At 55.9% G+C, this 22,717-nt stretch carries 16 protein-coding genes and 1 pseudogene; 2 read left to right on the top strand and 15 right to left on the bottom strand.

What is annotated here, in order from left to right; genetic code table 11:
• The 11 genes and pseudogenes from ACOYA6_RS08350 to ACOYA6_RS08400 form a co-directional block, all read right to left on the bottom strand.
• Positions 1-703: pseudogene (locus tag ACOYA6_RS08350) on the bottom strand (T6SS immunity protein Tli4 family protein); the annotation flags it as partial.
• A complete protein-coding gene (locus tag ACOYA6_RS08355) occupies positions 696-2,318 on the bottom strand; it encodes a lipase family alpha/beta hydrolase (protein ID WP_422654516.1) in 1,623 nt (540 codons plus the stop codon). The gene ACOYA6_RS08355 and the pseudogene ACOYA6_RS08350, both read right to left, overlap by 8 nt.
• 3 nt (positions 2,319-2,321) lie before the next feature.
• A complete protein-coding gene (locus ACOYA6_RS08360; RefSeq protein WP_422654517.1) occupies positions 2,322-4,823 on the bottom strand; it encodes a type VI secretion system Vgr family protein in 2,502 nt (833 codons plus the stop codon).
• A complete protein-coding gene (gene tssH, locus ACOYA6_RS08365) occupies positions 4,820-7,468 on the bottom strand; it encodes a type VI secretion system ATPase TssH (RefSeq protein WP_422654518.1) in 2,649 nt (882 codons plus the stop codon). The genes ACOYA6_RS08360 and tssH overlap by 4 nt, the downstream gene beginning before the upstream one ends.
• A gap of 172 nt (positions 7,469-7,640) precedes the next feature.
• Positions 7,641-8,132 (bottom strand): type VI secretion system effector Hcp, encoded by a 492-nt coding sequence (gene hcp, locus ACOYA6_RS08370; RefSeq protein ID WP_138369173.1) that lies wholly within the window; start codon positions 8,130-8,132, stop codon positions 7,641-7,643.
• A 5-nt stretch (positions 8,133-8,137) separates the two neighbouring features.
• Positions 8,138-9,853: an OmpA family protein gene (locus ACOYA6_RS08375; protein ID WP_422654519.1), complete on the bottom strand. Its 1,716-nt coding sequence runs from the start codon at positions 9,851-9,853 to the stop codon at positions 8,138-8,140.
• On the bottom strand, positions 9,850-10,542 hold the full coding sequence (tssL, locus tag ACOYA6_RS08380; RefSeq protein WP_422654520.1) for a type VI secretion system protein TssL, short form: 693 nt from the start codon (positions 10,540-10,542) through the stop codon (positions 9,850-9,852). The genes ACOYA6_RS08375 and tssL overlap by 4 nt, the downstream gene beginning before the upstream one ends.
• Complete coding sequence (tssK, locus tag ACOYA6_RS08385) at positions 10,539-11,879, bottom strand: type VI secretion system baseplate subunit TssK (protein WP_422654521.1); 1,341 nt, start codon at positions 11,877-11,879, stop codon at positions 10,539-10,541. The genes tssL and tssK overlap by 4 nt, the downstream gene beginning before the upstream one ends.
• Positions 11,880-11,896: 17 nt before the next feature.
• Positions 11,897-13,432: a type VI secretion system contractile sheath large subunit gene (tssC, locus tag ACOYA6_RS08390; RefSeq protein WP_422654522.1), complete on the bottom strand. Its 1,536-nt coding sequence runs from the start codon at positions 13,430-13,432 to the stop codon at positions 11,897-11,899.
• 42 nt (positions 13,433-13,474) lie between these two features.
• A complete protein-coding gene (gene tssB, locus ACOYA6_RS08395) occupies positions 13,475-13,966 on the bottom strand; it encodes a type VI secretion system contractile sheath small subunit (protein ID WP_039031897.1) in 492 nt (163 codons plus the stop codon).
• 368 nt (positions 13,967-14,334) lie between these two features.
• Positions 14,335-15,951 (bottom strand): peptide ABC transporter substrate-binding protein, encoded by a 1,617-nt coding sequence (locus ACOYA6_RS08400; RefSeq protein WP_422654523.1) that lies wholly within the window; start codon positions 15,949-15,951, stop codon positions 14,335-14,337.
• A gap of 185 nt (positions 15,952-16,136) precedes the next feature.
• Here ACOYA6_RS08400 and mpaA point away from each other — a divergent pair, with 185 nt between their 5' ends.
• Positions 16,137-16,850, top strand: a complete 714-nt coding sequence (mpaA, locus tag ACOYA6_RS08405; protein WP_039031895.1) for a murein tripeptide amidase MpaA — start codon at positions 16,137-16,139, stop codon at positions 16,848-16,850.
• Here the strand turns inward: mpaA and ycjG are convergent.
• On the bottom strand, positions 16,841-17,806 hold the full coding sequence (gene ycjG, locus ACOYA6_RS08410) for an L-Ala-D/L-Glu epimerase (RefSeq protein ID WP_422654524.1): 966 nt from the start codon (positions 17,804-17,806) through the stop codon (positions 16,841-16,843). The two genes, mpaA and ycjG, sit on opposite strands and share 10 nt — an antisense overlap.
• A gap of 105 nt (positions 17,807-17,911) precedes the next feature.
• Here ycjG and tpx point away from each other — a divergent pair, with 105 nt between their 5' ends.
• On the top strand, positions 17,912-18,418 hold the full coding sequence (tpx, locus tag ACOYA6_RS08415; protein ID WP_039031893.1) for a thiol peroxidase: 507 nt from the start codon (positions 17,912-17,914) through the stop codon (positions 18,416-18,418).
• Between the two features lie 39 nt (positions 18,419-18,457).
• Here the strand turns inward: tpx and tyrR are convergent, their stop codons facing one another.
• The 3 genes from tyrR to ACOYA6_RS08430 all read right to left on the bottom strand — a co-directional run bounded on the left by tyrR (position 18,458) and on the right by ACOYA6_RS08430 (position 22,571).
• Positions 18,458-19,999 (bottom strand): transcriptional regulator TyrR, encoded by a 1,542-nt coding sequence (tyrR, locus tag ACOYA6_RS08420; protein WP_139565309.1) that lies wholly within the window; start codon positions 19,997-19,999, stop codon positions 18,458-18,460.
• Positions 20,000-20,127: 128 nt separating this feature from the next.
• Positions 20,128-21,177, bottom strand: a complete 1,050-nt coding sequence (locus tag ACOYA6_RS08425; RefSeq protein ID WP_422654525.1) for a TIGR01620 family protein — start codon at positions 21,175-21,177, stop codon at positions 20,128-20,130.
• The gene (locus ACOYA6_RS08430; protein WP_422654526.1) at positions 21,174-22,571 is read right to left on the bottom strand and encodes a YcjX family GTP-binding protein; all 1,398 of its coding nucleotides are present in this window, start codon (positions 22,569-22,571) and stop codon (positions 21,174-21,176) included. Before ACOYA6_RS08430 ends, ACOYA6_RS08425 begins: the two co-directional genes overlap by 4 nt.
• Positions 22,572-22,717: the final 146 nt, after the last annotated feature.

The following is a 22,717-nucleotide window of genomic DNA, read 5'->3' on the forward strand; positions in this document are numbered from 1 at the left end:
CGGCAACAAACGCATGAGTAATACAGGAGCCAGGCTTCGTCGGAATGGCATCATTATCCCTGCCGCTGATTCTCGCCATCAACAACTGCATCTGGCTGACATCACTCGTGACATAGTTTCTGGCTGGACGCCCCCTTCGTTGCTCATTATAAATAGAACTCGAATCATTAATGGTCTGCTTCTGAAATTTAATAACCACGCCATTAGTATATAAATACCCTTCCAGGATACGCATTGCGTCCGCAACACTTTCGTTTTCATTCCTTTCAAAAATCACACCATCCATACCCGCGGGTAACGGCCAGACTTTTTTCAAAAAGGGCATATCCTGTGCGTCAATAGTTTCGCTTTCTCGTAAAGCCTTTTCACGTAATGCGATTAACTGCACAAAACCAGGATGATACATCTTCTTTGTTGCAAGATAGGTTTTATAGGTATCCTCAGGCCGGGAAATCACCGCTGCCCAGATATTATTATCCAGCGGCGCAGAGTCATTATAAGCCGTAAAGGATGATGGCAGGTCGAGCATATAGCGACCAACACAGTAAGGTTTCATTTCGGCGTTTATTTTGTTCATGGCTACCTGCTGTGATGATGTCAGTGTTTGTGGCGATGGGTCATAAGGGCGAAAATATTCATACAATTCATATCCCGCTACGATGAAGGCGACCAGTATAATTGCTTTTTGTTTTATATTATTCATGGTAAGCAAGCCCTGTATTTTTCACCCGCTGTGCAATTTTTATAATTGAGCGAAGAGTAAACCAGCGCGCATCCATGGTGTTGTCAGATTTGTACGCCCCCTCGTGGTCTACGCCTACACCGAGTTGGGCTTTTAACTTTGGAGAAGTGATCAGTGCCGCTCTCACCGGCACAGTGCCGTCGCCGTCTTCCGCAGGAGGTGATAATTCATATTTGCGGGTAACATACCGCTGGTCGGGTGTTTCCAGCGTAGCATAGCGGACGGTCTGGTTAAATTTGTCCGCCGGGTAGAAGATTTCCCCCTGTTCGCTGACCTGCGAGCGGTAGGCTTCCGGGGTATGTATTCCACTTATGTCCTTCCAGTGCAGTTCTGCATAAGAGGGGTATTTCTTCCCGTCATTTCCAAAAAAGGCATAAGTATGTTCATGATAATGCCCATTAAGATCCTCTACAAACATCTGAACATCTGTAAAAAGAATGTTTTTGAAAGATAACCAATCCTTATCTAGTTGTCGTTTATCCATATTTTTATTATCCGGGTTAATAAAGCGTTCTTCGCATAACCCCCACCACGCAGACCTTTGTGTGTAGATTTCGGTGTAGGGATCTGTCTTAGGCAAAGGCTGCTTAAGGCCCTCAATATGAAACCATCCCATACCGTATGCCTTGCCAGGCAAGAGCTGTAAAGGACCCGGTGATTGTGCCAGTACAGGGGTCATTTCCCCCCCGCTACTGCCAATCACTAAACCAACTGCCCCTGCCTCTCCCGCTTTCATACGCTTATAGGCCATCGGCGCACCGCGGTCCGGCATCACTCCATGCACGATACCCAGAATATTTTTCTGTCCATAATCACCTTCCAACAGTTCCGAATAGTAGCGGGCAACCAGTCCTCCCATTGAGTGGGTCACCAGGATCACCTTTTCGCATTTGCGTCCGCTTGCTTTGTAATCGCCAATAATCTTTTCAATACGTTTGGCCAGCATTTTCGCTGAATCCACATTCGACTGAAGCCAGTTATAGCCCACAGCATGGACAGGAAACAGGTACTGATAGCTCAATGCCACTTCCTCAGAGGTCAGGTTAGTCTCACCGATCTCTGCCCCCAATGCTTTATCCAGTAACCTCTCACGCAAGGTCAGGCTACCATTACTGCTGGTCTTATTTTTTAACATTGCCTGGTTATCGTTTAGCGCCTCCTGGAGCCAGGGGAGGAAAGTGCCATAGCTCATCGCCCCCACTTCCCCCCAGCCTCTTTCCCGGCGAGATTTAAATAACAGGCGCTCTTCCGGGCTTTCAGTCTCGATTTTCCCGCTGGGATCAACCACGGTTTTGGTGGGATCCAGTAATTTTTTTCTTTTCGCTGGTCCCCTTCCAATCCAAGGTAACATGCTTGCAGTACCGTTGACGGTCCATACCGGTTTACCATCATCGGGGTTCATCAAATTACTCCCCATTACCCCCGGTAAAAACACAATGGGGATGACTCTGTCCGGCAATTTATAAAGTTTGGCCCATTGCTCCTTGTCTTTGGGCGTGGCAATGACCTTATAGAGGGGATGACCAAACTTGTCGTACCCCAGCAGGACGCTATTGCTTTCACTGGCTTCAATCATCTGTTAGTCCTCATCCTTAAGGTTTATCTGCATTGATGCCAGGTCCACCATGTTTTGCTTTTCCCCTCGTCCGGATGCAGAGGTCATTAACTCCTGCACGGTGCCATCGCTGTGCGTCAGGCTGATTTTTTGACCCGCAACAGGTTTATCAGAATAGGGCCACCGTACTTCAGGCCCCATTTCAAATTCGCTGCTCTCCCAGCCCTGCGCCGCCTGGCTCAGATTCTGCCCGCCGAACTTCTGCCACACCGCCGCCCGCTGGATGATTTTGTCCGGCGCCGCACACTCCACGACGCCATCAGCAATACGGATATAACCGCCTCCGCTGGTGAGTATAATTTCCTGCTTCGCGCGGATGACAAGCCTGCCTTCGCTGCTGCTGATGCGGATATCTTTCAGCGCATCCAGCGTCATCTCATCCCCCTGTGCCTGTATCTCCACCTTTCCTTTACTGGCAAAAATTTTGATACCCAGCTTCCGGGCAAACAAACTCACTCTTTCCCCGGCCGCCACGGTAAATCTTTTCAGTGCGCTGAAGTCAGTATGTTTACCGCTGGTGCTGATAACATTTTCACCCGCCGACAGCTGCACACTCTCCGGTGTACTCTGTGCAATGCCCGCCGGGGCAGAAAGCAATAACGCAGACTGTTTCAGCCCGGTAAGCGTCTGCTCCAGCAGCGCCTTCTGGGCCCGGATATCAGCCAGTTCAGCTCTGGCTGTTTCAGCTGCACTGCTCAGGGCTTCGGCCTGCTTCAGGGCCATTTGCAGCTGGCTCAGCGCAACCCCCATCTCCAGCACCTCGCCCTGCGCCTTCGCCTGGCCATCAGCGCTGATAAATATCCCTTTCTGCGCCCTTATCGCCCCCCAGCTGTCGGTCCGGAGTTCAAACCCCTCCCCGCGCTGTTGTTTTTCGCTGTCAACCAGGTGCCCCAGGTTCAGCTGGCTCTTGCCGCCGCACTCCGTGCTGACCTTGATGTGCTCCTTTCCGCGCTCATCGTCGAGGCGGATTTTGTTGTTCGCCGGAGTGCGCAGGACGTTACGCTTGTAGTTGCGGATAGTGACATGGTCGCCGTGGGCCGAGTCGTGCAGCACCCCGGCAATGTATGGCCGGTCCGGGTTGCCGTCCTCAAAGCCAATCGCCACTTCGGTGCCCGCCAGCAGCGGCAGATGCAGACCGTAAGTATCTCCCGCATACGGGCGGGACTGGCGCACCCACAGGCTCTCGAACCCGTTTTCCCAGTTGTCCCGGTCGAACAGCATGCTGACGCGGTAGCGGCCGTCTTTATCAATATGCCCGTAGGTGTCGTTCTCGGTGGTGCTCGTAACACGTGCCGGCAATGTGCCGGCCATCACCGGACGGCGGCCTGGCGCCGGGCGGAAATCAAAATCCGTGCTGTCCGGAATGCCGTCGAAGTTGACGCCAAAATCCTCATCCCGCCGGGCATGGCTGTGCATTGCCGTGATGACCACGCCCTGCGCAAATACCTCTGCCACTTCATGACCGCCGGTGACCTTCAGTACCTGACCCGGAGAGAGGGTCGGGCAGCTGGTGATGCCATGCGTCTGCGTCTGGCCATTCAGGTAGCGCTCATGCCGGATGCGGGCGTAGAACGCCCCGGACTCCGGGGCCGGATGGCGGTCATACGTATTACCCGCCGTCAGGTAGTTATCCGCCCAGTGATACGCATCCCCGTACGTGGTCGCATCCCCGCGGGTCGCGTCGACCTGCGTGTTCATGTCTTCCGTGGCCTGGCGGTAGTTGTAGTCCCGGGTGCTGACCTGCTTCTGCACCACCCGGTGACGGCTCTCCATCCCCCACACCGAGTCCACACCCTGCGCGTGCTGCCCTGACGGCGGCACCGACGGCAGCGTCAGGCCTTCCCCGTAACCCTGCCGGTCATCACAGAACTCCACCACGTCGATGTTCAGGCGAGTGTCGGTGGTGAAGCGGAACCAGATACCGACCTCGCCCAGCAGGCGGGTGATAAAGTGCAGGTCGTCCTCGCCGTACTGCATCACCTGCTCCCGGCGCGGGTATTCTTTTGAGAGCGAGAACAGGAAATCCTGGCCGCGCATGCCGTGGCGCTCGCGGAGGATTTTTTCCACAATCTGCGGGACCGACATGTCCTGGTAGATGGCGTTCTGGTGCGACCGGTCAAGCAGGGCCAGGCGCGGCTGCAGGATCAGCGCGTAACGGGTTTCATCCTCTGAGGTGCCGAGGCGTGCAAACCCCGTGACCATGCCCTGAATCACCCGCACCGGCTGCTGGATTCTGATGCCGTAACCCTGGTCCACCGGGGCCTGCAGCGTCAGGGAGGCGGCCTTCATCAGCATCATCTCCTGGCTGATGGCATGGTCAGCGCTGGTGAATTCTATCCGGTAGCGGAACGGTTTGCTCAGGGCCTCACTGCCCTCAAAGGCCAGCACGTCGGGCGCTGACTCGCAGTCTTTCACTGCCAGCAGGTGGTGGCTGTGGCTGAATCTGATGGGGGGATGGTTGCTCATGCGGGCACTCCTTGCGCCATGTCAAACTCAAGTCCGATCCCCTCTTCTTCGCTCCAGCTAAGACGTAACGATTGAGGTTTCTGTCTGGCGGCCATATGGGTCAGCAACTGCTGACTCAGCACCGGCAGAATTTGTTGATTGAGCAAGCTGTCAATATTACGCGCCCCGGTATCCGGCAGCAGGCAGGCGGCGGTCAGCGCATCATACAGGCCCTCGTCGATATAAGTGACCAGACCGTAGTGGCGGTTGAGACGCTGGTTCACCTGGCCGAGTTTCATCTCCACAATCGTGCGCATGGCAGGCTGTGAGAGCGGGCGATAAATCACCGTCTGGAAGCGTGCCAGAAGCGCAGGCTGGAAATGATCTCGCAGCAGCGGACGCAGCAGTTCCTGCAGGTCCGATTCTGTCGCCTCCGGCTGCTCATCCAGCATCTGCATGATGTAGTCACTGCCGAGATTCGAGGTCATCAGGATCACGGTATTGCGGAAGTCAATCTCACGCCCTTCGCCGTCGCGCATAAAGCCGCGGTCAAACACCTGGTAGAACAGGTTCATCACGTCCCGGTGCGCCTTTTCCACTTCATCCAGCAACACCACACTGTACGGGCGTTTGCGTACCGCTTCGGTAAGGATGCCGCCCTGGCCGTAGCCGACGTACCCCGGCGGAGAGCCTTTGAGCTGAGAGACAGTATGCGGCTCCTGGTATTCCGAGAGGTTGATAGTGATAAGCGCTTTTTCACCGCCAAAGAGTTCATCCGCCAGCGCCAGCGCGGTTTCGGTTTTGCCGGTCCCGCTGGGGCCGGTCAGAAGGAATACCCCCTGCGGCCCATTTTCTGGCGCAAGTCCGGTTTTTGAGGCGCGCAGACGTTGAGCGATGGCGTTCAGGGCTACGTCCTGTCCGACTACCCTTTTCCCAAGGTTATCCTCCAGGCTCAGCAGTTCCGTCTGCTCATCCTTCATCAATGAGGAGAGCGGCACGCCGGTCCAGTCGGCAATTACGGTGGCGACGGTGCGCGCGTCCACGTCCAGGCCCAGTAACGGGTTACTGTGCTGAACAGTACTTAACTGGTTCTGCAGGTCAGCGATCTCTGCCTGGCGGGAGATGTCAGCGCGGCAGGTAAGAAGTTCTTCTGTCAGCTTCAATTCCTGGCCATACTGCGTTTCCAGGGCGTCAAGCTCCAGAATAATGCGTATTTCTTCCTGTTCGATGGTTGCCAGACGTTCGCCATGAGTGGTTTTACCCATTGCAAGATCTTCCAGCAGCGCCTGCTTCTCCATATCCAGCGCCGTAAGCTGAGCTTTCATACGGGTCAGCTGTTCTGGCACGGTATCCAGGCTCATGCGGATCCGCGCCGAGGCGGTGTCCAGCAAATCTACCGCCTTATCCGGCAACTGACGTCCTGTGAGATAGCGTCTCGAAAGCATGACTGCGGCTTTTACGGCCTCGTCGGTGATATGCACGCCGTGATGCTGAGCGTAGCGGGATTTCAGGCCGCGCAGCATCAGACAGGCGGTATCGTCATCCGGTTCGTCCACTTTCACCATCTGGAAGCGGCGCTCCAGTGCGGCATCGCGCTCAAAATACTGCTTATACTCACTCCAGGTGGTGGCAGCGATGGTTCTGAGTTCGCCGCGGGCAAGAGCCGGTTTCAGCAGGTTAGCGGCGTCAGCCCCGCCAGCCTGGTTGCCCGCGCCGATAATGGTGTGGGCTTCGTCGATAAAAAGCAGCACCGGGGACGGGGACTGCTGAACTGCTTCAATAATATTTTTCAGCCGCTGTTCGAACTCCCCTTTAACGCCGGCACCTGCCTGCAAAAGCCCCAGATCGAGGGTTCGAATGCTGACGAGTTTCAGGCTGTCCGGGACGTTGCCTTTAGCGATACGCAGCGCCAGCCCTTCCACCAGTGCCGTTTTACCCACACCGGGTTCGCCGACCAGAATGGGGTTGTTTTTGCGGCGACGGGACAAGATATCGACCATCTGGCGGATTTCATTGTCGCGGCCAAAAACCGGATCGATTTTGCCCTCACGCGCACGGAAGGTGACGTCGAGGGTGAACTTATCCAGCGCGTTCTGCAGTGCCGGGTTCAGTTCGCCCTCTTTTATATCTGCACCTACCGCACGGCCTACAAACTCTACCTCGCCGCCCTTCGCTAGCGCCGCTTCATTTTGCACTTCCGGACGCTCATCCGATTGCGCATCCAGCAACGGGCGCAGACTTTCAAGCTGGCTTTGCGCCAGCGTCAGCAGCGGCCAAAGACCATCACAGCGTACCTGTTTCGGTTTTTCCACCAGGGCCATCAACAAATGAATACTACGCATATGTTCCTCACCCGCCAACGACGCGTGCAGCCAGGCATCCTGCATCAGCACCTGAATGCTCTCAGATAGCTGCGGACGGCTGCGTACCGAGCGGGGTAACGCGTCCATAAAAGCCAGTAAATCCTGCCAAATCGCGTCCATATCCCACTCATAACGGCGAGCCAGGACCGTAAGATCGCCCTCGCCTTGTTCCAGCAGTTTCAACAGCCAGTGTTCAGGCAGGATTTCAGCATGGGCACGGGTCTGGCACAGGGAGGCTGCGCTTTCCATCGCGCGGGCGCAGTAGGGATTAAGACGGCGTAACAGGATGGCTGGATTTTCCATGAGAGTCTCTCTTTATCAGTTCCGGACACGCTACCGCCCATCGCTTTTCCTGATAGAAGGAAACCAAAGCGCATAAGGTCAGGCAGGCACATTGTGTTTTTCTTTGCTGAAGACCCGCTTATCAGGTCTTCAGCAAAGAAACTGCGGACAGAAGAATCTGTCCGCATCGGGATTAGGCGGTAGCGCGTTCGTTCCAGGAATCGGAGTGAATGATGTTGCCGTCTTTGTAAGTCCAGGTGATTTTTTCGTAGCGCAGCTCAATCTGTTCCAGATGGTTGTGCTTCTCTTTGGAAGGGTCTTTGATGTCATGCATCAGCGGGTTAACCTTCACCACTTTCACGTTTTCAAGTTTGGTGTTGAAGTACTCCACTTCCTGACCTGCATCGCTGATTCTGTACCACTTGAATTCCGCAGACTTGAGGGTCTGACCGGTGGTTACAGCCTTGTACAGGTACGGACTGGAGGAGTCGATTTCCTTGGTGAACAGGAACGGGGTGTGGATGCGGGTACCAGTCAGTTTGCCGGTGTTGTTATCGGTCGGGATATAGAGGTTATGTTCCTGAGCGACAACCTCGATGCTGCCTTCGCGATCCTGAACGTCCACAGAACCTTTAATGTCCGCGCCGCCGTCGTCCTTCAGCCAAAGATAAACAGGAATTGCCATGTTAATTACTCCATTTGATTTATTGAAACGCCATCGTCCTCCAATGGCGCGGGTGTGTTGTCTGGGAACTGGCAGGCGTTCGCCTGGGGTACCAGACTGATTTCGACACGGCGGTTTAGCGCACGGCCTTCTGTCGTGTCGTTGTTGGCGACAGGTCGGCTTTCACCGTAGCCCTGCACCGCAAAACAGCTCTCCGGTACGTCGCCAGTATCCCGCATCCAGTCGCGAACAGACTCCGCACGTTTCAGGGAAAGCATCTGATTGGATTTGTTATTCCCGGTGCTGTCTGTGTGGCCCGCCACCACAATCAGCCAGCCTGGCTTCGCCTTAATCCCGACCAGTGAGTTCACCAGCAGCTTCGTCGAGCCGGGTTTCAGGGCCCATTTGCCGGTGTCAAACAGCGACATGCTGTCGAGCCTCACAATTTTCGGTACCGGTTTAGGGATCGGCTGCTGTTTGGGCGGTGGAGGTGGTGGCACATACGAGCGGATCGCTTCCAGCACCGGTATGCGCATACGTCCCCCCTGATAAAGACCCAGGCCCAGCCGGGCCGGTACGCCATTACGCGCCTGGTCATCCAGCAGCGCCGCATCCTCGCGAAGGACCGCAACGGCGTTGGCTTTCGGACCGTAATCATTCATGGAGATGCTGTTGTAGCGGGAGATATCGAAGCTCACGCGATGCAGCAGCTGGCGATTGTTCCAGCCACTGCTGAGCAGCGCAGCAATGGCTGCCAGGGTGAAAAGACCAAGGACACAGCGCCAGGTACGGACCCGAGGTGTGAGTCCGCCCCCTTCCGGCAGCAGCGGCAGGATAAAATCCGGGAATGGGGAAATAACCGTACTGTCCGTCCCCACCGGCTGCCAGCCAGCCACCTGCTGCATCGCGGTGTGACGGGAAAGCCACACCGTCCAGGCCGATGTGGCCAGGCTTCCGGCAAGGATCGGCCCCATTCCCCACAATACCGCGGCAGGGACGATGGCCGGCACATCGGGGTTCTCATCCATAAAGACGGTCTGGACATGTTGATAGAACCAATTCATCAGGCTGTTCATCAGCACCTGCTGCTGCATCGCTGACGTTCCGCCGGTAGTGACCCACGTGGCGATGGAGCCTGGGGCTGCATACTCACGCCAGACCCTCATCCCCTCACCCGAAATAGCCGCCTGCCAGAGCATGTCATTCGTCATCGCGCTGCCAATCTGACCATTCAGAATGAGCGGCACAGAATGTCCGGTTTCTTTACGCAACTGGTTGATTTTCCAACGCAGTGCAAGTAATCGACTGGTGAGCCACTCGCTTTCAGCATGTTTCTGTGGGCAGACACTGACCATCACCGACAGCTGACGTCCCCAGTCAGGACGTAACCACAGTATCTGACGGGCGGCGTGCGCCAGATCCTGATTCTCCTCCACGCGGATCCAGCATCCCTGTGTGACAGTGAGTACCGGTGACGAATGTGGCCAGGCCAGCGCCAGATCACCACATACCAGCACAACAGGCTGGCGATAAGTCGCTTCCGGGAGGTCATCCAAATGGCACAAAGTGATACTGTGTTCCAGACGACGGTCGGCAACGTACCAGAACGCCATGATAAGCCCCAGGATCGCCAGCAGAATGAGTACAGAAACCAGCCTGGAAACCGGCAGAAAACTCAGGCAGACCACAGCACTCAGCAGGGCGGCCCACAACGCAAGCGCGCGCTGTTGTGCAGGACTCATTTCACTGCCCCCGGCAACAGGGTCAGCAGCATCTGATCCAGCCAGCGATCCAGCCCCCACCAGAGTGCAGCGACTACCATTACACTCAGACCAATACGTACGGGCCATGACGCCAGCCAACCGCCCATTATCCCCCGCCCGGTATGGCTTTCTGCCAGTACGGGGTGGGTTTGTGGGTAGCTGAGCGGCGTAACGTGTTCACTGAGTGCGTTGACGAGTTTCTGGCGATCCGGGTCATTCAGTGAACGGTAACTGCCGAGGAATCCGAGCATCATGACCCGCTGGAAACAGGTCACGACAGCGTGGTCAGGAGCCGGTTCGCGCAGCAAATCGCGCATTCGATCGCACAGCGTGTCGCCGGCGTCCATGGTGCCAAGGAAATGCCCCTGCAGGGGAATGTCATACCACTGCACACAGGCATCATCCTCCACACCACGACCTTTCACTGCCTCATCGAGCAGGGCACACTGTGCGGTGAGAATATGCTGACAACTGGTCTCATCGAGACCGCTAGCTTTGAGTTCACATTGCACACGCCCGACATCAGCAATGCAGCGCTCCCACAATGTACGACCTTCTCCATCATGGAATGTCGGATCGTGACGCAGGCTGATCACCTGCAGCCAGGTGTCCTGCAGCAGGGCATCAATATCAATGGGCGCATCAGCGCCGCGTTTATGCTCACTCATGTTCTTAGTACCGCAAAGAGTTCAAGTTCAGGTTCGCCGAGCATTCCCGGAACGTAAAACATACAGATGCCGCCCTGGAGCATTTCGGTGGCCAGAGGATGAGAGACATCAAGGCTGAAATATTGGTTTTCCAGACGCAACGGGATAGCTGCCGGTACATGACGCAGTGGCGTGAGAGGTACGCCCACCCGCGATGAATTGACGATACTTCTGACATGATCGGGGCTGCCAACTTTGCACTGACGCGGTAACTGCTCCTGCAGTTGTGCTACTGACATCTGTGAACGCACGGAGAGATAGTAATCAGCCCCCTCGCGCAGACGCGGGTCATGCAAACGAGCCTGCCAGAAGTGAAGCCGGGCATCATGCTCAAGCTCAATCGCTACTACCCGTGACGGCAAGCTGGCTTCCAGCAGATCGCTCAGTAAATCAAACAGCGGTGGAAATACGTTATTCAGTTGCTCATGCTGCCAGACCGGAATCGCATTCACCTGATGCTCCAGCGAGAAGGTCAGCAGGCTGCCCGCCAGACGTGCCAGTTCCGGATACAGACGCTCAGGCGGAATTTGCGGGTGACGCTGAAATTGTCCCAGCACGGGCTCCGCACTGTTCAGGGCGTTGAGCAGCCAGAACAAAGACACGTCGGCCACTGCAAAATCCGCCATACGCTCGTTACTTTCCCGGCGCATTGCCATCAAGCGACTCAGACGGACACGCAGTTGCGTCATCAATTGCTCCAGTTGAGTCACCATCCAGCGGCTGCCCTGCAGGGCCAGCAGTGGCGGAAGATACGTCTCATCGGATACCCAGCACCCCTGCGAATCCTGTAGCAGGCGGGCAACCGGACAGGTCAAGTAATCGCTGTTGTTCTGATGGGCGAAACGCAACGTTAGTTCTGGCCGCATTACCGCAATCTGACGGGTATCGTCCCCAAAAGCGTTACGGACATCCCGCCAGCGCTGGCGATAGCGAACAGGCCGCTCAGCCACCTCATCGGGTTTTAGGCAATTGCCGCCATTAGCCCTCATTAGCGGAAGCGCCAGTACCACCACTACGCCCTGTAATTCACTTTCAAGCGCCAGCACCGGTGGGAGGTCATCAGCATTATCCGTGTCAATCAGTGTCCCGTCGGGGAAGCGGATGTGCAGATGACGGGCCTGCAGTCGGCCCAGTTTCAGTGCATCCTTTTCGAAGGCTGCATTAATTACTCCCCACGGACAGGAAAGACCCAGCCGGGCGATGCATTCCGCGGACCAGGCCGCATACGCAGCCTGTTGCTGGAAATGCTGGGGAGAGACCATCTGGCCCCTGCCCCATAACGGTTGTTCCGTTTTCATTGGCTTCCTGCCTTAGCTTATGATTTAGCCTTCGGCATCTGGCTAACCAGAGACAGGTTCACGTCCATCCCTTCAACCTGGAAGTGCGGCACCGCATACAGCTTCACGCGGAAGAAACCTGGGTTATCTTCGATATCTTCCACAACCACTTTCGCGTCGCGCAGCGGATGCGAGGCCTGGAGTTCGTCGCCCGGATCGGTCATTTCGGTGACCAGGCCGCGTACCCAGGTGTTAAGTTCCAGCTCCAGCAGACGACGGTCTTTAGTGGTACCGATGTTTTCGCGTTGAATCAGCTTCAGGTAATGCGCGATATGGGAGAGCAGGAAGATATACGGCAGGCGCGCGTTGATGCGGCTGTTGGCCGTTGCATCGGCGGTATCGTACAGCGCCGGTTTCTGGGCGGAGTTCGCCGAGAAGAAGCAGGCATAATCGCGGTTTTTGTAGTACGACAGGGGGATAAAGCCGAGATTCGCGAACTCAAATTCGCGGGTTTCCGGGATCATTACCTCAGACGGGATTTTCACCTGGTTGCCGGTACCGAGATCGTACAGGTGGATTGGCAGGTCTTTCACCGCACCGCCGGCCTGCGGGCCACGGATCTGCACACACCAGCCGTTATTAATGAAGCTCTTCACCATATTGGAAGCAAAAGAGAACGACGCGCTGGTCCAGAGATATTTCTCGTGATCCGGGCCTTTGACCTGCTCAACGTAGTTGAAGCTGCGCACCGGAATGGTATCCGGGCCATAGGGCAGACGCCCAAGCACGCGCGGCATCACCAGACCGATATAGCGGGAGTCGTCTGTGTCGCGGAAAGATTTCCATTTGATGTATTCGGCGCGATCAAAATAGTTGCCGATATCTTTTATCGCAGCCACCTCTTCCATGGATTCTTTCAGGAAGAATTTTGGTCCAACAGAACCAATAAACGGCATATGCGCCGCGGCAGACACTTTAGAGATATTGCGCAGCAGCGCCACGTCCTGCGGGCTTGCGTCAAACTCATAAGAAGAGATCACGGAGCCAATTGGCTCACCGCCTGGGGTGTCGTACTCGGCAGTGTAGGTGTGCCAGTATAGTCCGCTTTGAATCAGCTCCGGCGCGTCTTCAAAGTCCTGGCGCAGCGCATCTTTGGAAACATCCAGAATTTCAGTTTTCACGTTCTGGCGGTAATCGGTGTTATCGACCAGCTGCTTCAGGCCGCGCCACAATGACTCTACTTTCTGGAACTCTTCATGGTGCATCACCGCGTCCAGCTGGCGGCTGATTTGATAATCGAGCTCCGCGATATGGTGATCGATAAGCGTTTTGTCGAGCTTATCTACCTGCTGGCCGGATTTACGGATACAGTCCATAAATACCTGCATCGCGGCCGTGAGGCGCTCACCCGCTGAGGCCTCGGCCAGCGCAGCATCATCCAGAAACGCATTAATATCTCCCAGGCTGGACGCCGGGGTCAGATTAATTTTTTCAAACAGAGAGGCATAAACTCCCTCTTTTTCCAGTACGGTAGTTTGCCCTTGAACAGAGCCATTTTCAGTATTTAAAGACATCAGCATATTCCCGGTTAATCCATTAAAAGACGTGTCCACACTTTATTTCGGGGCAAGTGCACTCATTTCGTCGCGCAATTCCTGAGACAACGCTGGATCTTTAAGAATTTTCTCGAGCTCTTTTCTGAAAGTGGCGTTATCAAGGAGATTGGATTTGAGATCGCGTAATAAATTGCGCATCGCCAGCATCGCGCGCAGTTGTGGAATTTGGCGGGCAACCTGTTCAGGTTCGAAATCTTTCATGCTGGAGAACTGAAGTTGGATATTCTCTTCCGCACCCTCTCCCGTCAGCGTGTTCTGTACGGCCAGATTAATTTCCGGGTTAAACTCTGAAAGTACGCTATCAAAGTTATTTTTATTGACGTTGATTTTCTCACGTTCAGATAGAACGCGTGATTCTTTACCATTACTGAAATCGCCAACCGTAAGAATTTTAAGTGGCAATTCAACTTTCTTCTGCGCGCCTCCGGTATGAAGAGCCAGTTTTAAATTTATTCGTGCCTTAGGCACTTCATTCTGGAACGAATCAGCCATAGCGGTCCCTTTTCCTTAAGGAATAGTTGTCGAGTAAAATTACATTTGTTCACGCACAGATATTAGAACACACAATTACAGAGGATCAACTAACTATTGTTCCAAAGTTGGACATTGACCCTACAACAGCCTGTAATTAAAATTGCAAGTATTACTACCTGACCTTTTCATATTAATAACACAAGACGCACCTTCACAAATAAATAAAAAACAATCCACAAAGAGATATGTATATTATATTTATTTTGAATTGCTAATTTTATTGCAATTGATGATGATTATAATTAACCAAATATAAAGAAATAAGGGCAAAAAAAAGGCGCTGAAGCAGCGCCATTTTAAGATTTATACGCATTTTCTGATATCGATTAATGCTTCTCGATATACATCGTGCGGCTGTACGCCACATCTTCAGGGTTGTTAATCGGATACCCTTTCACCCAGGGTTTGATCAAACGCCCGTTGGTGTACTGATAGATCGGCGCAATGGGTGCTTTTTCGGCGATGATTTTTTCTGCCGTATTGTAATCAGCATTACGGGCCTTCTCCGTGGTTTCCATCGATGCCTGATTAATCACCTTGTCATACGCCGGATCGTTGAAGCGGGAGATATTGCCGGTGTGCGTTGAGGTCAGGAGTGAAAGGAACGTTGACGGCTCGTTGTAGTCCCCGACCCATGAGGCGCGGATCACATCGAAATTACCGGTATTTCGGCTGTCGATATAGGTTTTCCACTCCTGATTTTGCAGCTTCACATCGACGCCGAGGTTCTTTTTCCACATCGACGCCACCGCAATAGCGATTTTCTGATGATTCTCGGAAGTGTTGTACAGCAGCGTCAGCTTCAGTGGTTTTTGCGCATTGTAGCCCGCCGCCTGCAGCAGCGTTTTTGCCTGAGCGTTCATCTCTTCCTGGCTCATCTGCTCAAACGGCGATGGCTCCGGGGTAAAGCCTGCGGTCACGTCCGGGGTGAAGTGCCACGCCGGTTTCTCGCCAGTGCCCAGCACTTTCTCGGCCATGATGCGCCGGTCGATGGTCATGCTGAGCGCCAGACGCACCCGGGCATCCGCCGTTGGGCCTTTCTGGGTGTTAAACGCGTAGTAGTAGGTGCCCAGCTGCGGCGGCGTGTAAACCTGGCCCGGGATCTCTTTCATCAGTTTCTGGTAAAGGTTTTTCGGGAACGACTCGGTGATATCGATATCGTCCGCCAGGTAACGCTTTGTGGCTGAGGACTCCTGGTTAATCGGAACAAAGGTCACTTTTTGCAGTACGGTTTTGCCGTTATCCCAGTAATGGGTGTTGCGCTCGACCACCAGCTTCTCGTTAACCACCCGATCTTTCAGGATGTAGGCACCGTTGCCTACCAGCGCGCCTGGACGGGTCCATTCCGCGCCGCTCTCCACGTTGGCTTTCTTTACCGGGTAGAAGGCGAAGCTCGCCGTCAGGTTGGCAAACCACGGCAGCGGCTTGTCGAGCTGCACGCGCAGGGTTCGGTTATCCACCGCCGTCACGCCGAGCTTATCCGGCGGTGCTTTACCGTCAATGATGGCCTGGGCGTTAACTATCCCGGCCAGCGCTGCAAACCAGGCGAAAGGCGACGTGGTTTTTGGATCGACCAGACGCTGCCAGCTGTAGACAAAATCCTGAGCGGTAACCGGCGTTCCATCAGACCACTGCGCATTCTCGCGCAGGGTGAAGGTCCAGACGCGGTTATCATTACTCTGCCAGCGGGTCGCGACACCCGGCACCAGTTCGCCCTTTTCGTTCTGATTCACGAGGCCTTCGAAGAGGTCGCGGATCACCTGAATTTCAGGCAACCCCACCGCTTTCGCGGGATCAAGGGAAGCAGGTTCATCTTTGATATGGCGCACCAGTTCCTGTTTTGAAGCCAGCGACGTTCCGGAGGGAACGTCCGCCGCAAAGGAGTAAGAAGAGAGGCCACACAACAGTAAGGTAGAATAAATCAACGAAACCGGATGCTTCATGAGATCCCCTTTGAAATGATGGGTAACGAGCAGATGCGTAATTATTTGTTTCAGAACAGGGAAATGCAAACAACTTCCATCGGAAAGTTGAGATGTGCCGGTTTTATACCCAGGCTGAAACTATTTGAAAAACCGTGTGTTTTGCACAACACTGCCAGTAATACAACTCTGATCCAGGAACGACTATGTCACATACCCGCCCAAGAACGGAACGTGGCGCTTTCCCGCCGGGAACCGAACATTATGGCCGCTCTTTCCTCGGCGCACCTTTAATCTGGTTCCCTGCCCCGCAGGCCGATCGCAACAGCGGCCTGATCATTGCCGGTACCCACGGGGATGAAAATTCATCGATTGTGACTCTCTCCTGCGCTCTGCGCACCCTTGCCCCGGAACTTCGCCGCCACCATGTGGTGTTAACCGTTAACCCGGACGGCTGCCAGCTGGGGTTACGCGCCAATGCCCGTGGCGTGGATTTGAACCGTAACTTCCCGGCGGCCAACTGGCGGGAAGGCGAGACGGTCTATCGCTGGAACAGCTCAGCCGCAGATCGGGACGTGGTGCTGCTGACGGGTGAAAAACCCGGTTCAGAGCCGGAAACCCAGGCGCTGTGTAATCTGATCCATAAATTGCATCCGGCCTGGGTTGTTTCATTTCACGATCCGCTGGCCTGCATTGAAGATCCGGCCCACACGGCCCTTGGTCGCTGGCTGGCGGATGCCTTCTCGCTACCGCTGGTGACCAGCGTCGGCTATGAAACGCCAGGCTCGTTTGGCAGCTGGTGCGCCGATTTAAGCCTGCACTGCATCACCGCCGAATTCCCGCCAATCTCTTCTGATGAGGCCAGCGAAAAGTATCTGAAGGCGATGACCGAACTGTTGCGCTGGGAGCCTCAGAGATGAACAACGCCGGTGCTGTAATGCAGCGCTGGAGAGACATCCACCGCCAGCCAGGTCGGGCCATCGAGATCGGCAAACCTCACTTCATTGGCGAGCGGCAGCGCGGCGCCAATCGCCCGCGAGGTGCAGAGCATACAGCCGAGCATCAGTGAAAAGCCCTGCTGGCGCGCCTCGGCGGCCAGCGCCAGCGCTTCGGTGATACCGCCGGTTTTATCCAGTTTGATGTTCACCATATCGTAACGCCCTTTCAGCGTCGGCAGGCTCTGCCGCGTGTGGCAGCTCTCATCAGCACAGATAGGCAGCGGGTGGATGAAATTCGCCAGTGAGGCATCCTCTCCCGATGGCAAAGGCTGCTCAAGCATGGCGACATCCAGATCCGCCAGCAGCTGGCAGCGAGCGGCCAGCCCTTCGCTGTGCCAGGATTCGTTGGCGTCGACGATCAGCGTGGCCTGCGGTACGGCAGCGCGAATGGCCACCATCCGCTCGCTGATCAGACGATCGTCCAGCTTCACCTTCAGCAGGCGCGCCCCGGCGTCATACAGCGCTTTGGCACTGGACGCCATCTGTGCAGGTTCGCCGATCACCACCGTTTGTGCGGTGACCAGCAATTGCGGTAGCGTCACCCCCGCCAGCGCCGTCAGAGAGATCCCCTGCTGACGCGCGGCTAAATCCCACAGGGCGCAGTCAACGGCGTTACGTGCCGCACCGGGTGGCAGCAAACTTTGCAGCGCTTCCCGGGTCAGACCACGCTCAAGTTCGGGAGCCACGGCCATGATTTGCGCCATCACCGAGTCGATGCTTTCGCCGTAACGGGGATAAGGCGTGCACTCTCCCACCCCTTTGACACCCTCTTCTTCTATTTCGACCACCACCACACGGGCCTCGCTCCGGGTTCCCCGGGATATAACAAACGGCGTATGTAATGGCCAGGCTTCTTCATAAACCTTGAGGGTTCTCATCACTCACTCCTGTATAGCGGCTTCGCGTAAATAGGGTTTGCTGTGCTATCGGCTGATGACATACACTAACGGCGACGTTAACTATATGTAAACAGGAAGATAACTATGTCACAACTCGTTCATTTCCAGGGCAACCCGGTTTCTGTTGCAGGATCCATTCCTCAGAAAGGCAGCAAAGCGCAGGCGTTTACGCTCGTGGCAAAAGATCTGTCTGACGTCGTGCTGAGCCAGTTTGCCGGCAAGCGTAAAGTGCTGAATATTTTCCCAAGCATCGATACCGGCGTATGCGCCGCGTCCGTGCGTAAATTCAACCAGCTGGCGACCGAAATGGACAACACCGTTGTGCTGTGCATTTCTGCCGACCTGCCGTTCGCTCAGTCCCGTTTCTGTGGTGCTGAAGGCCTGAGCAACGTTATCACTCTGTCGACCCTGCGTAACCCGGAATTCCTGGAGCAGTACGGTGTGGGCATCGCCGAAGGCGCGCTGAAAGGCCTGGCTGCTCGCGCGGTTGTGGTCATCGACGAAAACGACACCGTCGTGTTCAGCCACCTGGTGAACGAAATCACCACCGAGCCGGACTATGCTGCCGCGCTCGAAGCGTTGAAAGCGTAACGACAAAAAGAAAGCCTCCCTGCGGAGGCTTTTTTATCTTTACTCATCACCCTTCTTCTGGCTCAGACCGTACTCGCGCAGCTTGTTGGCGATGGCGGTGTGAGACACGCCCAGCCTTTTCGCCAGCTTACGGGTGCTGGGATAGTTACGATACAGCTGAGTCAGCACCGAGCGTTCAAAGCGGCTGGTAATGTCATCCAGCGATCCTTCCATCGCCTCTTCCCCTACTGCCACCGTTCCGGCGTCATAATCCGGCAGTAAAATATCCTGCGGTCGCAGTTCATAGCCTTCAAGCTGGGTCAGGGCACGGTAGATCGCGTTTTTGAGCTGACGGATATTTCCCGGCCAGCCGTAGCGAGTCAGCACCGTGTTGAGATCCGCCGAGAACTTCGGACGAGGAATGCCCTGCTCGTCGGCAAAGCGGGCCACAAACAGCTCGGTCAACGGCATGATGTCCTGCGGGCAATCGCGCAGCGGTGGGATGTTCAGGGTCAGAACATTCAGACGGTAATAGAGGTCTTCCCGGAACACGCCCTTCTGCACCAGCTCCACCAGGTTCTTCTGGGTGGCGCAGATGACGCGCACATCCACATGCACCTCATGATCTTCCCCCACCCGACGGAAGGTGCCGTCATTAAGGAAGCGTAGCAGTTTCGCCTGCATGCGCGGCGACATTTCGCCAATCTCATCCAGCAGCACCGAGCCGCCGTTGGCCTGCTCGAAGAAGCCTTTTTTACCTTCCGGCGCGTGGCCAAACAGTTCGCTTTCAACGGCATCTTCCGGAATGGAAGCGCAGTTCAGCGCCAGGTAAGGTTTGGCCGCGCGCGGACCTGCCTGATGCACCGCATGGGCCAGCAGATCTTTGCCGGTGCCGGTATCGCCGGTAATAAGAAGCGGCGCGGTGAGGTTCGCCAGCTTACGTGCCTGATCCACCACGTGACGCATTTTCGGGCTGACGGCGATTATCTGGCTGAAGGCACCCATATCCTGGCTGGACAGATTCTGCAGCTGGCGCCCCATACGTACCGTGGAGCGCAGCATGATCACCGAGCCGGTCAGGGTTCTGTCGTCGTTTTCGCCCTGCAGATAAACCGGGGTGATCTCCATCAGGAAGTTCTGTCCGTTGATGATCACATGCTCGCTGTGGGTCGAGCGCGGGCTGCTCTCGAGCCAGCGCTGGAAATTGAAGCCAGGGATCAGCTGGGCGGCGTTGTGGTTGCTTAGTTTCTCTGGCTCCTGGGCAAACAGCTGGCAGCTCGCCAGGTTTGCCCGGTCAATTTTGCCCTTCAGATCCAGGGATAAAAACGGCTCAGGCATCGCTTCCAGCAGCGCGCTCAGCGCCAGATGTTCACGTTCGGAGGGCATCCATGGCACGGTGCGCACATCCGTAACGCCAGCGATACGGCGGATTTCAGCCATTAAGCTGCTGAATGTATCGAAGGCAATTTCAGCAAAATTCAGGTAAATCTTCCCGATTGGGTCAATCTCAATTCCGCGCAGGTCAATACTCCGCAAAACAAGGAGATCGAGTAACTCGCGAGTCAGGCCGAGACGGTCCTTACAAAACACTTCGAGACGCATGGGAAAATCACTCTATAAGCCGGTAACCCTGAAATGATAAGCCAGATATGCGTAATCGGGAAGATGGCTGTCAACAAATATTGACAGCCTGTGAGCGTGGTGACGGAATTTTGTTCGAGGAAGGGACGTTATTGCGGTTTTTTATTGAGCGTTTCTTTCAGCTGGCCGATTAATTCCCGACGGAAATCGCCAAGCCGGGGTTTATCGTTCTCTGTCCACGGCAGAGGACGGCACAGTTCCATCGCTTTGATCCCCAGCCGCGCGGTCAGCAATCCTGCGCCAATCCCCTGCGCCGCACGGGCAGATAGACGGGCAGCCAGGTCCTGCGACATCCAGTCCATCCCCACCTCGCGCACCAGTTCGCTGGCCCCGGCGAAGGCCATATTGAGCAGCACCAGGCGGAACAGGCGCAAGCGGCTGTAATAACCCAGCTCAATACCATACAGCGTGGCAATGCGGTTGATCAGACGCAGGTTGCGCCAGGCGATAAAGGCCATATCCACCAGCGCCAGCGGGCTGACGGCAATCATCAGCGTCGATTCTGCCGCCGAGCGGCTGATCTCCCGCCGCGCCTGGCTGTCCAGCACCGGCTGCACCAGATGGGCATACAGCGAGACCACTTCCCGGTCGTTTTGCGTTTCGTGAATGGCTGCGTACCAGCGCTGCAGCGCCGGGTGAGACTGATCGAGCCCGGCCTGTTTTGCCAGCTTTTCACAAAATGCCCGCCCGTTACCGGTGCCGTGGCTGTGCAGCAGATCCCGCGCTTCATCCCGCTCGTGGGCACGCTGGCGCAGCCGCCACAGACGTCGCCATTCGGTCGCGATCGAGCCCACGCCCGCCCCGACAATCAGGGCACCGGCCGCGCATCCGCCCAGCGCCACCCAGTCCTGGTTTTGCCAGGCGTTAACCGCCCACTGCACGCCTTGACCCACCACCGTTACGCCCGCCAGCATCAATCCGGCGCTGACCATTCTGCGCCACAGGCTGCGTTTAGGCCGCAGTGCAGCCTCAACGACGGCTTCGGCCTGCCCCTCTTCGGCCGGAAGCATATCGGTCACCACCGGAGCAAAGTTCCCGGCCTGGGCGTCATCAAAGGTTTGTGCCGCCTTGAAGGCTTCGCGATTTTCCTCTTCCAGAGTGCCGGTAAAATCCATCCGCGGTTTTAAGGGTTCGGTCATCGCAATTTATCTCCAATTAAAAACTCCAGCGCAGCATCCAGGCGAATATGGGGTAGCGGCTGGTCAACATTCATGGTCTGCGGGCGGAAGGCTTCAAACTGGAAGCCCTGCTTCTCCCAGAACGCCTGACCGGGCAGCCGGGCGGGGACTTCGCCAGGATAGACCGTCAGCGGGGCCCCGTCGCTCAGACGATGGCCGCGCAGCGCCGGGATCTTATCGCCGTTAACGTCAATCAGGCCGCTCTGGGTGGCCTGCACCGAAGCCAGCCCCAGACAGTCCATGCTGATGCCCTCAAACGCGGCGTTCTGCCAGGCATCCTGAACAAGCTGTTGCAGGAGCGACACCATATTGGCGTGCTGATCTACCGTGACGTGATCCGCCTTGGTGGCGGCAAACAGCAGCTTGTCGATCACCGGGGAGAACAGACGCCGGAACAGCGTGCGCTGCCCGTAGTGGAAGCTCTGCATCAGCTGGGTGAGCGCGAGGCGCATGTCGTTGAAGGCCTGCGGTCCGCTGTTGAGCGGCTGAAGGCAGTCCACCAGCACAATCTGGCGGTCGAAGCGTAAAAAGTGGTTGGTATAAAAGCCCTTGACCACTTTTTCACAGTAATAGTTGAAGCGCTCGCGCAGCATACCGGCGTTGGTGTGTTTGTCGGCCTGGGCAAGTTTTGACTCGCCAAAGGCGTCCACGTCCGGCCACGGGAAAAACTGCAGCGCCGGCGCGCCCGCCATATCCCCCGGCAGCACAAAGCGGCCAGGCTGAATGAAGTGCAGGCCCTCTTTCTTGCACTGGTGCAGATAATCGGTCCAGGCTTCAGAGATCGCCGCCAGCCGGTTTTCGTCGGCAGGGGCCAGCGGATCGAGCCCCTCACACAGCGAACGCCAGCGGGCGGACCACTCCGCACGTTGCCCCTGTAACAGGCCGGTCATCTGCCGCGACCAGCTGAGATAATCCTGGGTCAGCATCGGCAGATCGAGCAGCCATTCGCCAGGATAGTCGACGATCTCCAGATAGAGAGTCGAGGTCTCTTTGAAGTGACGCAGCAGCGAATCGTTGGAGCGAAAGCGCAGCGCCAGACGGATTTCGCTCACCCCGCGGGTGGGCGTCGGCCAGGTCGGCGGCGAGCCGTACAGCTGGGCCAGCCCTTCGTCGTAGGTAAAACGGGGAATGCCGAAGTCGCGCTGGGGCACGCGCTTCACGCCGAGCAGACGCTCTTCGCGCACCGCACTCAGCAGGGGCAAACGCGCTCCGGCATGCAGGTTAAGGAGTTGATTGACCATCGCCGTGATAAAGGCGGTTTTGCCGCTGCGGCTCAGTCCGGTGACCGCCAGGCGCAAATGACGGTCAATCCCACGATTAACCAGAGAATTGAGTTCGTTTTTAAGTCGCTTCATCGCCGTCCTTCATTGCGTGGAACTCTGAAATCACTTGCTTCAGAATACAATAAATGGGGGCAGATCGTTGATTATCAATTCATAATTATTGCTATTGCCGTTTTCTCTCCAGTAAGATGAGCCAAATTGCTGTCTTTCAGGAGCGA

It is taken from the genome of Leclercia barmai (assembly GCF_049312895.1).
GTDB classification, from domain to species: Bacteria; Pseudomonadota; Gammaproteobacteria; order Enterobacterales; family Enterobacteriaceae; genus Enterobacter; species Enterobacter barmai.

Bases quoted from the DNA above. Each gene is read 5' to 3' on its own strand.
- ACOYA6_RS08355 (WP_422654516.1), bottom strand. From the start codon at position 2,318: ATGATTGAAGCCAGTGAAAGCAATAGCGTCCTGCTGGGGTACGACAAG.
- ACOYA6_RS08360 (WP_422654517.1), bottom strand. From the start codon at position 4,823: ATGAGCAACCATCCCCCCATCAGATTCAGCCACAGCCACCACCTGCTG.
- tssH (WP_422654518.1), bottom strand. From the start codon at position 7,468: ATGGAAAATCCAGCCATCCTGTTACGCCGTCTTAATCCCTACTGCGCC.
- hcp (WP_138369173.1), bottom strand. From the start codon at position 8,132: ATGGCAATTCCTGTTTATCTTTGGCTGAAGGACGACGGCGGCGCGGAC.
- ACOYA6_RS08375 (WP_422654519.1), bottom strand. From the start codon at position 9,853: ATGAGTCCTGCACAACAGCGCGCGCTTGCGTTGTGGGCCGCCCTGCTG.
- tssL (WP_422654520.1), bottom strand. From the start codon at position 10,542: ATGAGTGAGCATAAACGCGGCGCTGATGCGCCCATTGATATTGATGCC.
- tssK (WP_422654521.1), bottom strand. From the start codon at position 11,879: ATGAAAACGGAACAACCGTTATGGGGCAGGGGCCAGATGGTCTCTCCC.
- tssC (WP_422654522.1), bottom strand. From the start codon at position 13,432: ATGTCTTTAAATACTGAAAATGGCTCTGTTCAAGGGCAAACTACCGTA.
- tssB (WP_039031897.1), bottom strand. From the start codon at position 13,966: ATGGCTGATTCGTTCCAGAATGAAGTGCCTAAGGCACGAATAAATTTA.
- ACOYA6_RS08400 (WP_422654523.1), bottom strand. From the start codon at position 15,951: ATGAAGCATCCGGTTTCGTTGATTTATTCTACCTTACTGTTGTGTGGC.
- mpaA (WP_039031895.1), top strand. From the start codon at position 16,137: ATGTCACATACCCGCCCAAGAACGGAACGTGGCGCTTTCCCGCCGGGA.
- ycjG (WP_422654524.1), bottom strand. From the start codon at position 17,806: ATGAGAACCCTCAAGGTTTATGAAGAAGCCTGGCCATTACATACGCCG.
- tpx (WP_039031893.1), top strand. From the start codon at position 17,912: ATGTCACAACTCGTTCATTTCCAGGGCAACCCGGTTTCTGTTGCAGGA.
- tyrR (WP_139565309.1), bottom strand. From the start codon at position 19,999: ATGCGTCTCGAAGTGTTTTGTAAGGACCGTCTCGGCCTGACTCGCGAG.
- ACOYA6_RS08425 (WP_422654525.1), bottom strand. From the start codon at position 21,177: ATGACCGAACCCTTAAAACCGCGGATGGATTTTACCGGCACTCTGGAA.
- ACOYA6_RS08430 (WP_422654526.1), bottom strand. From the start codon at position 22,571: ATGAAGCGACTTAAAAACGAACTCAATTCTCTGGTTAATCGTGGGATT.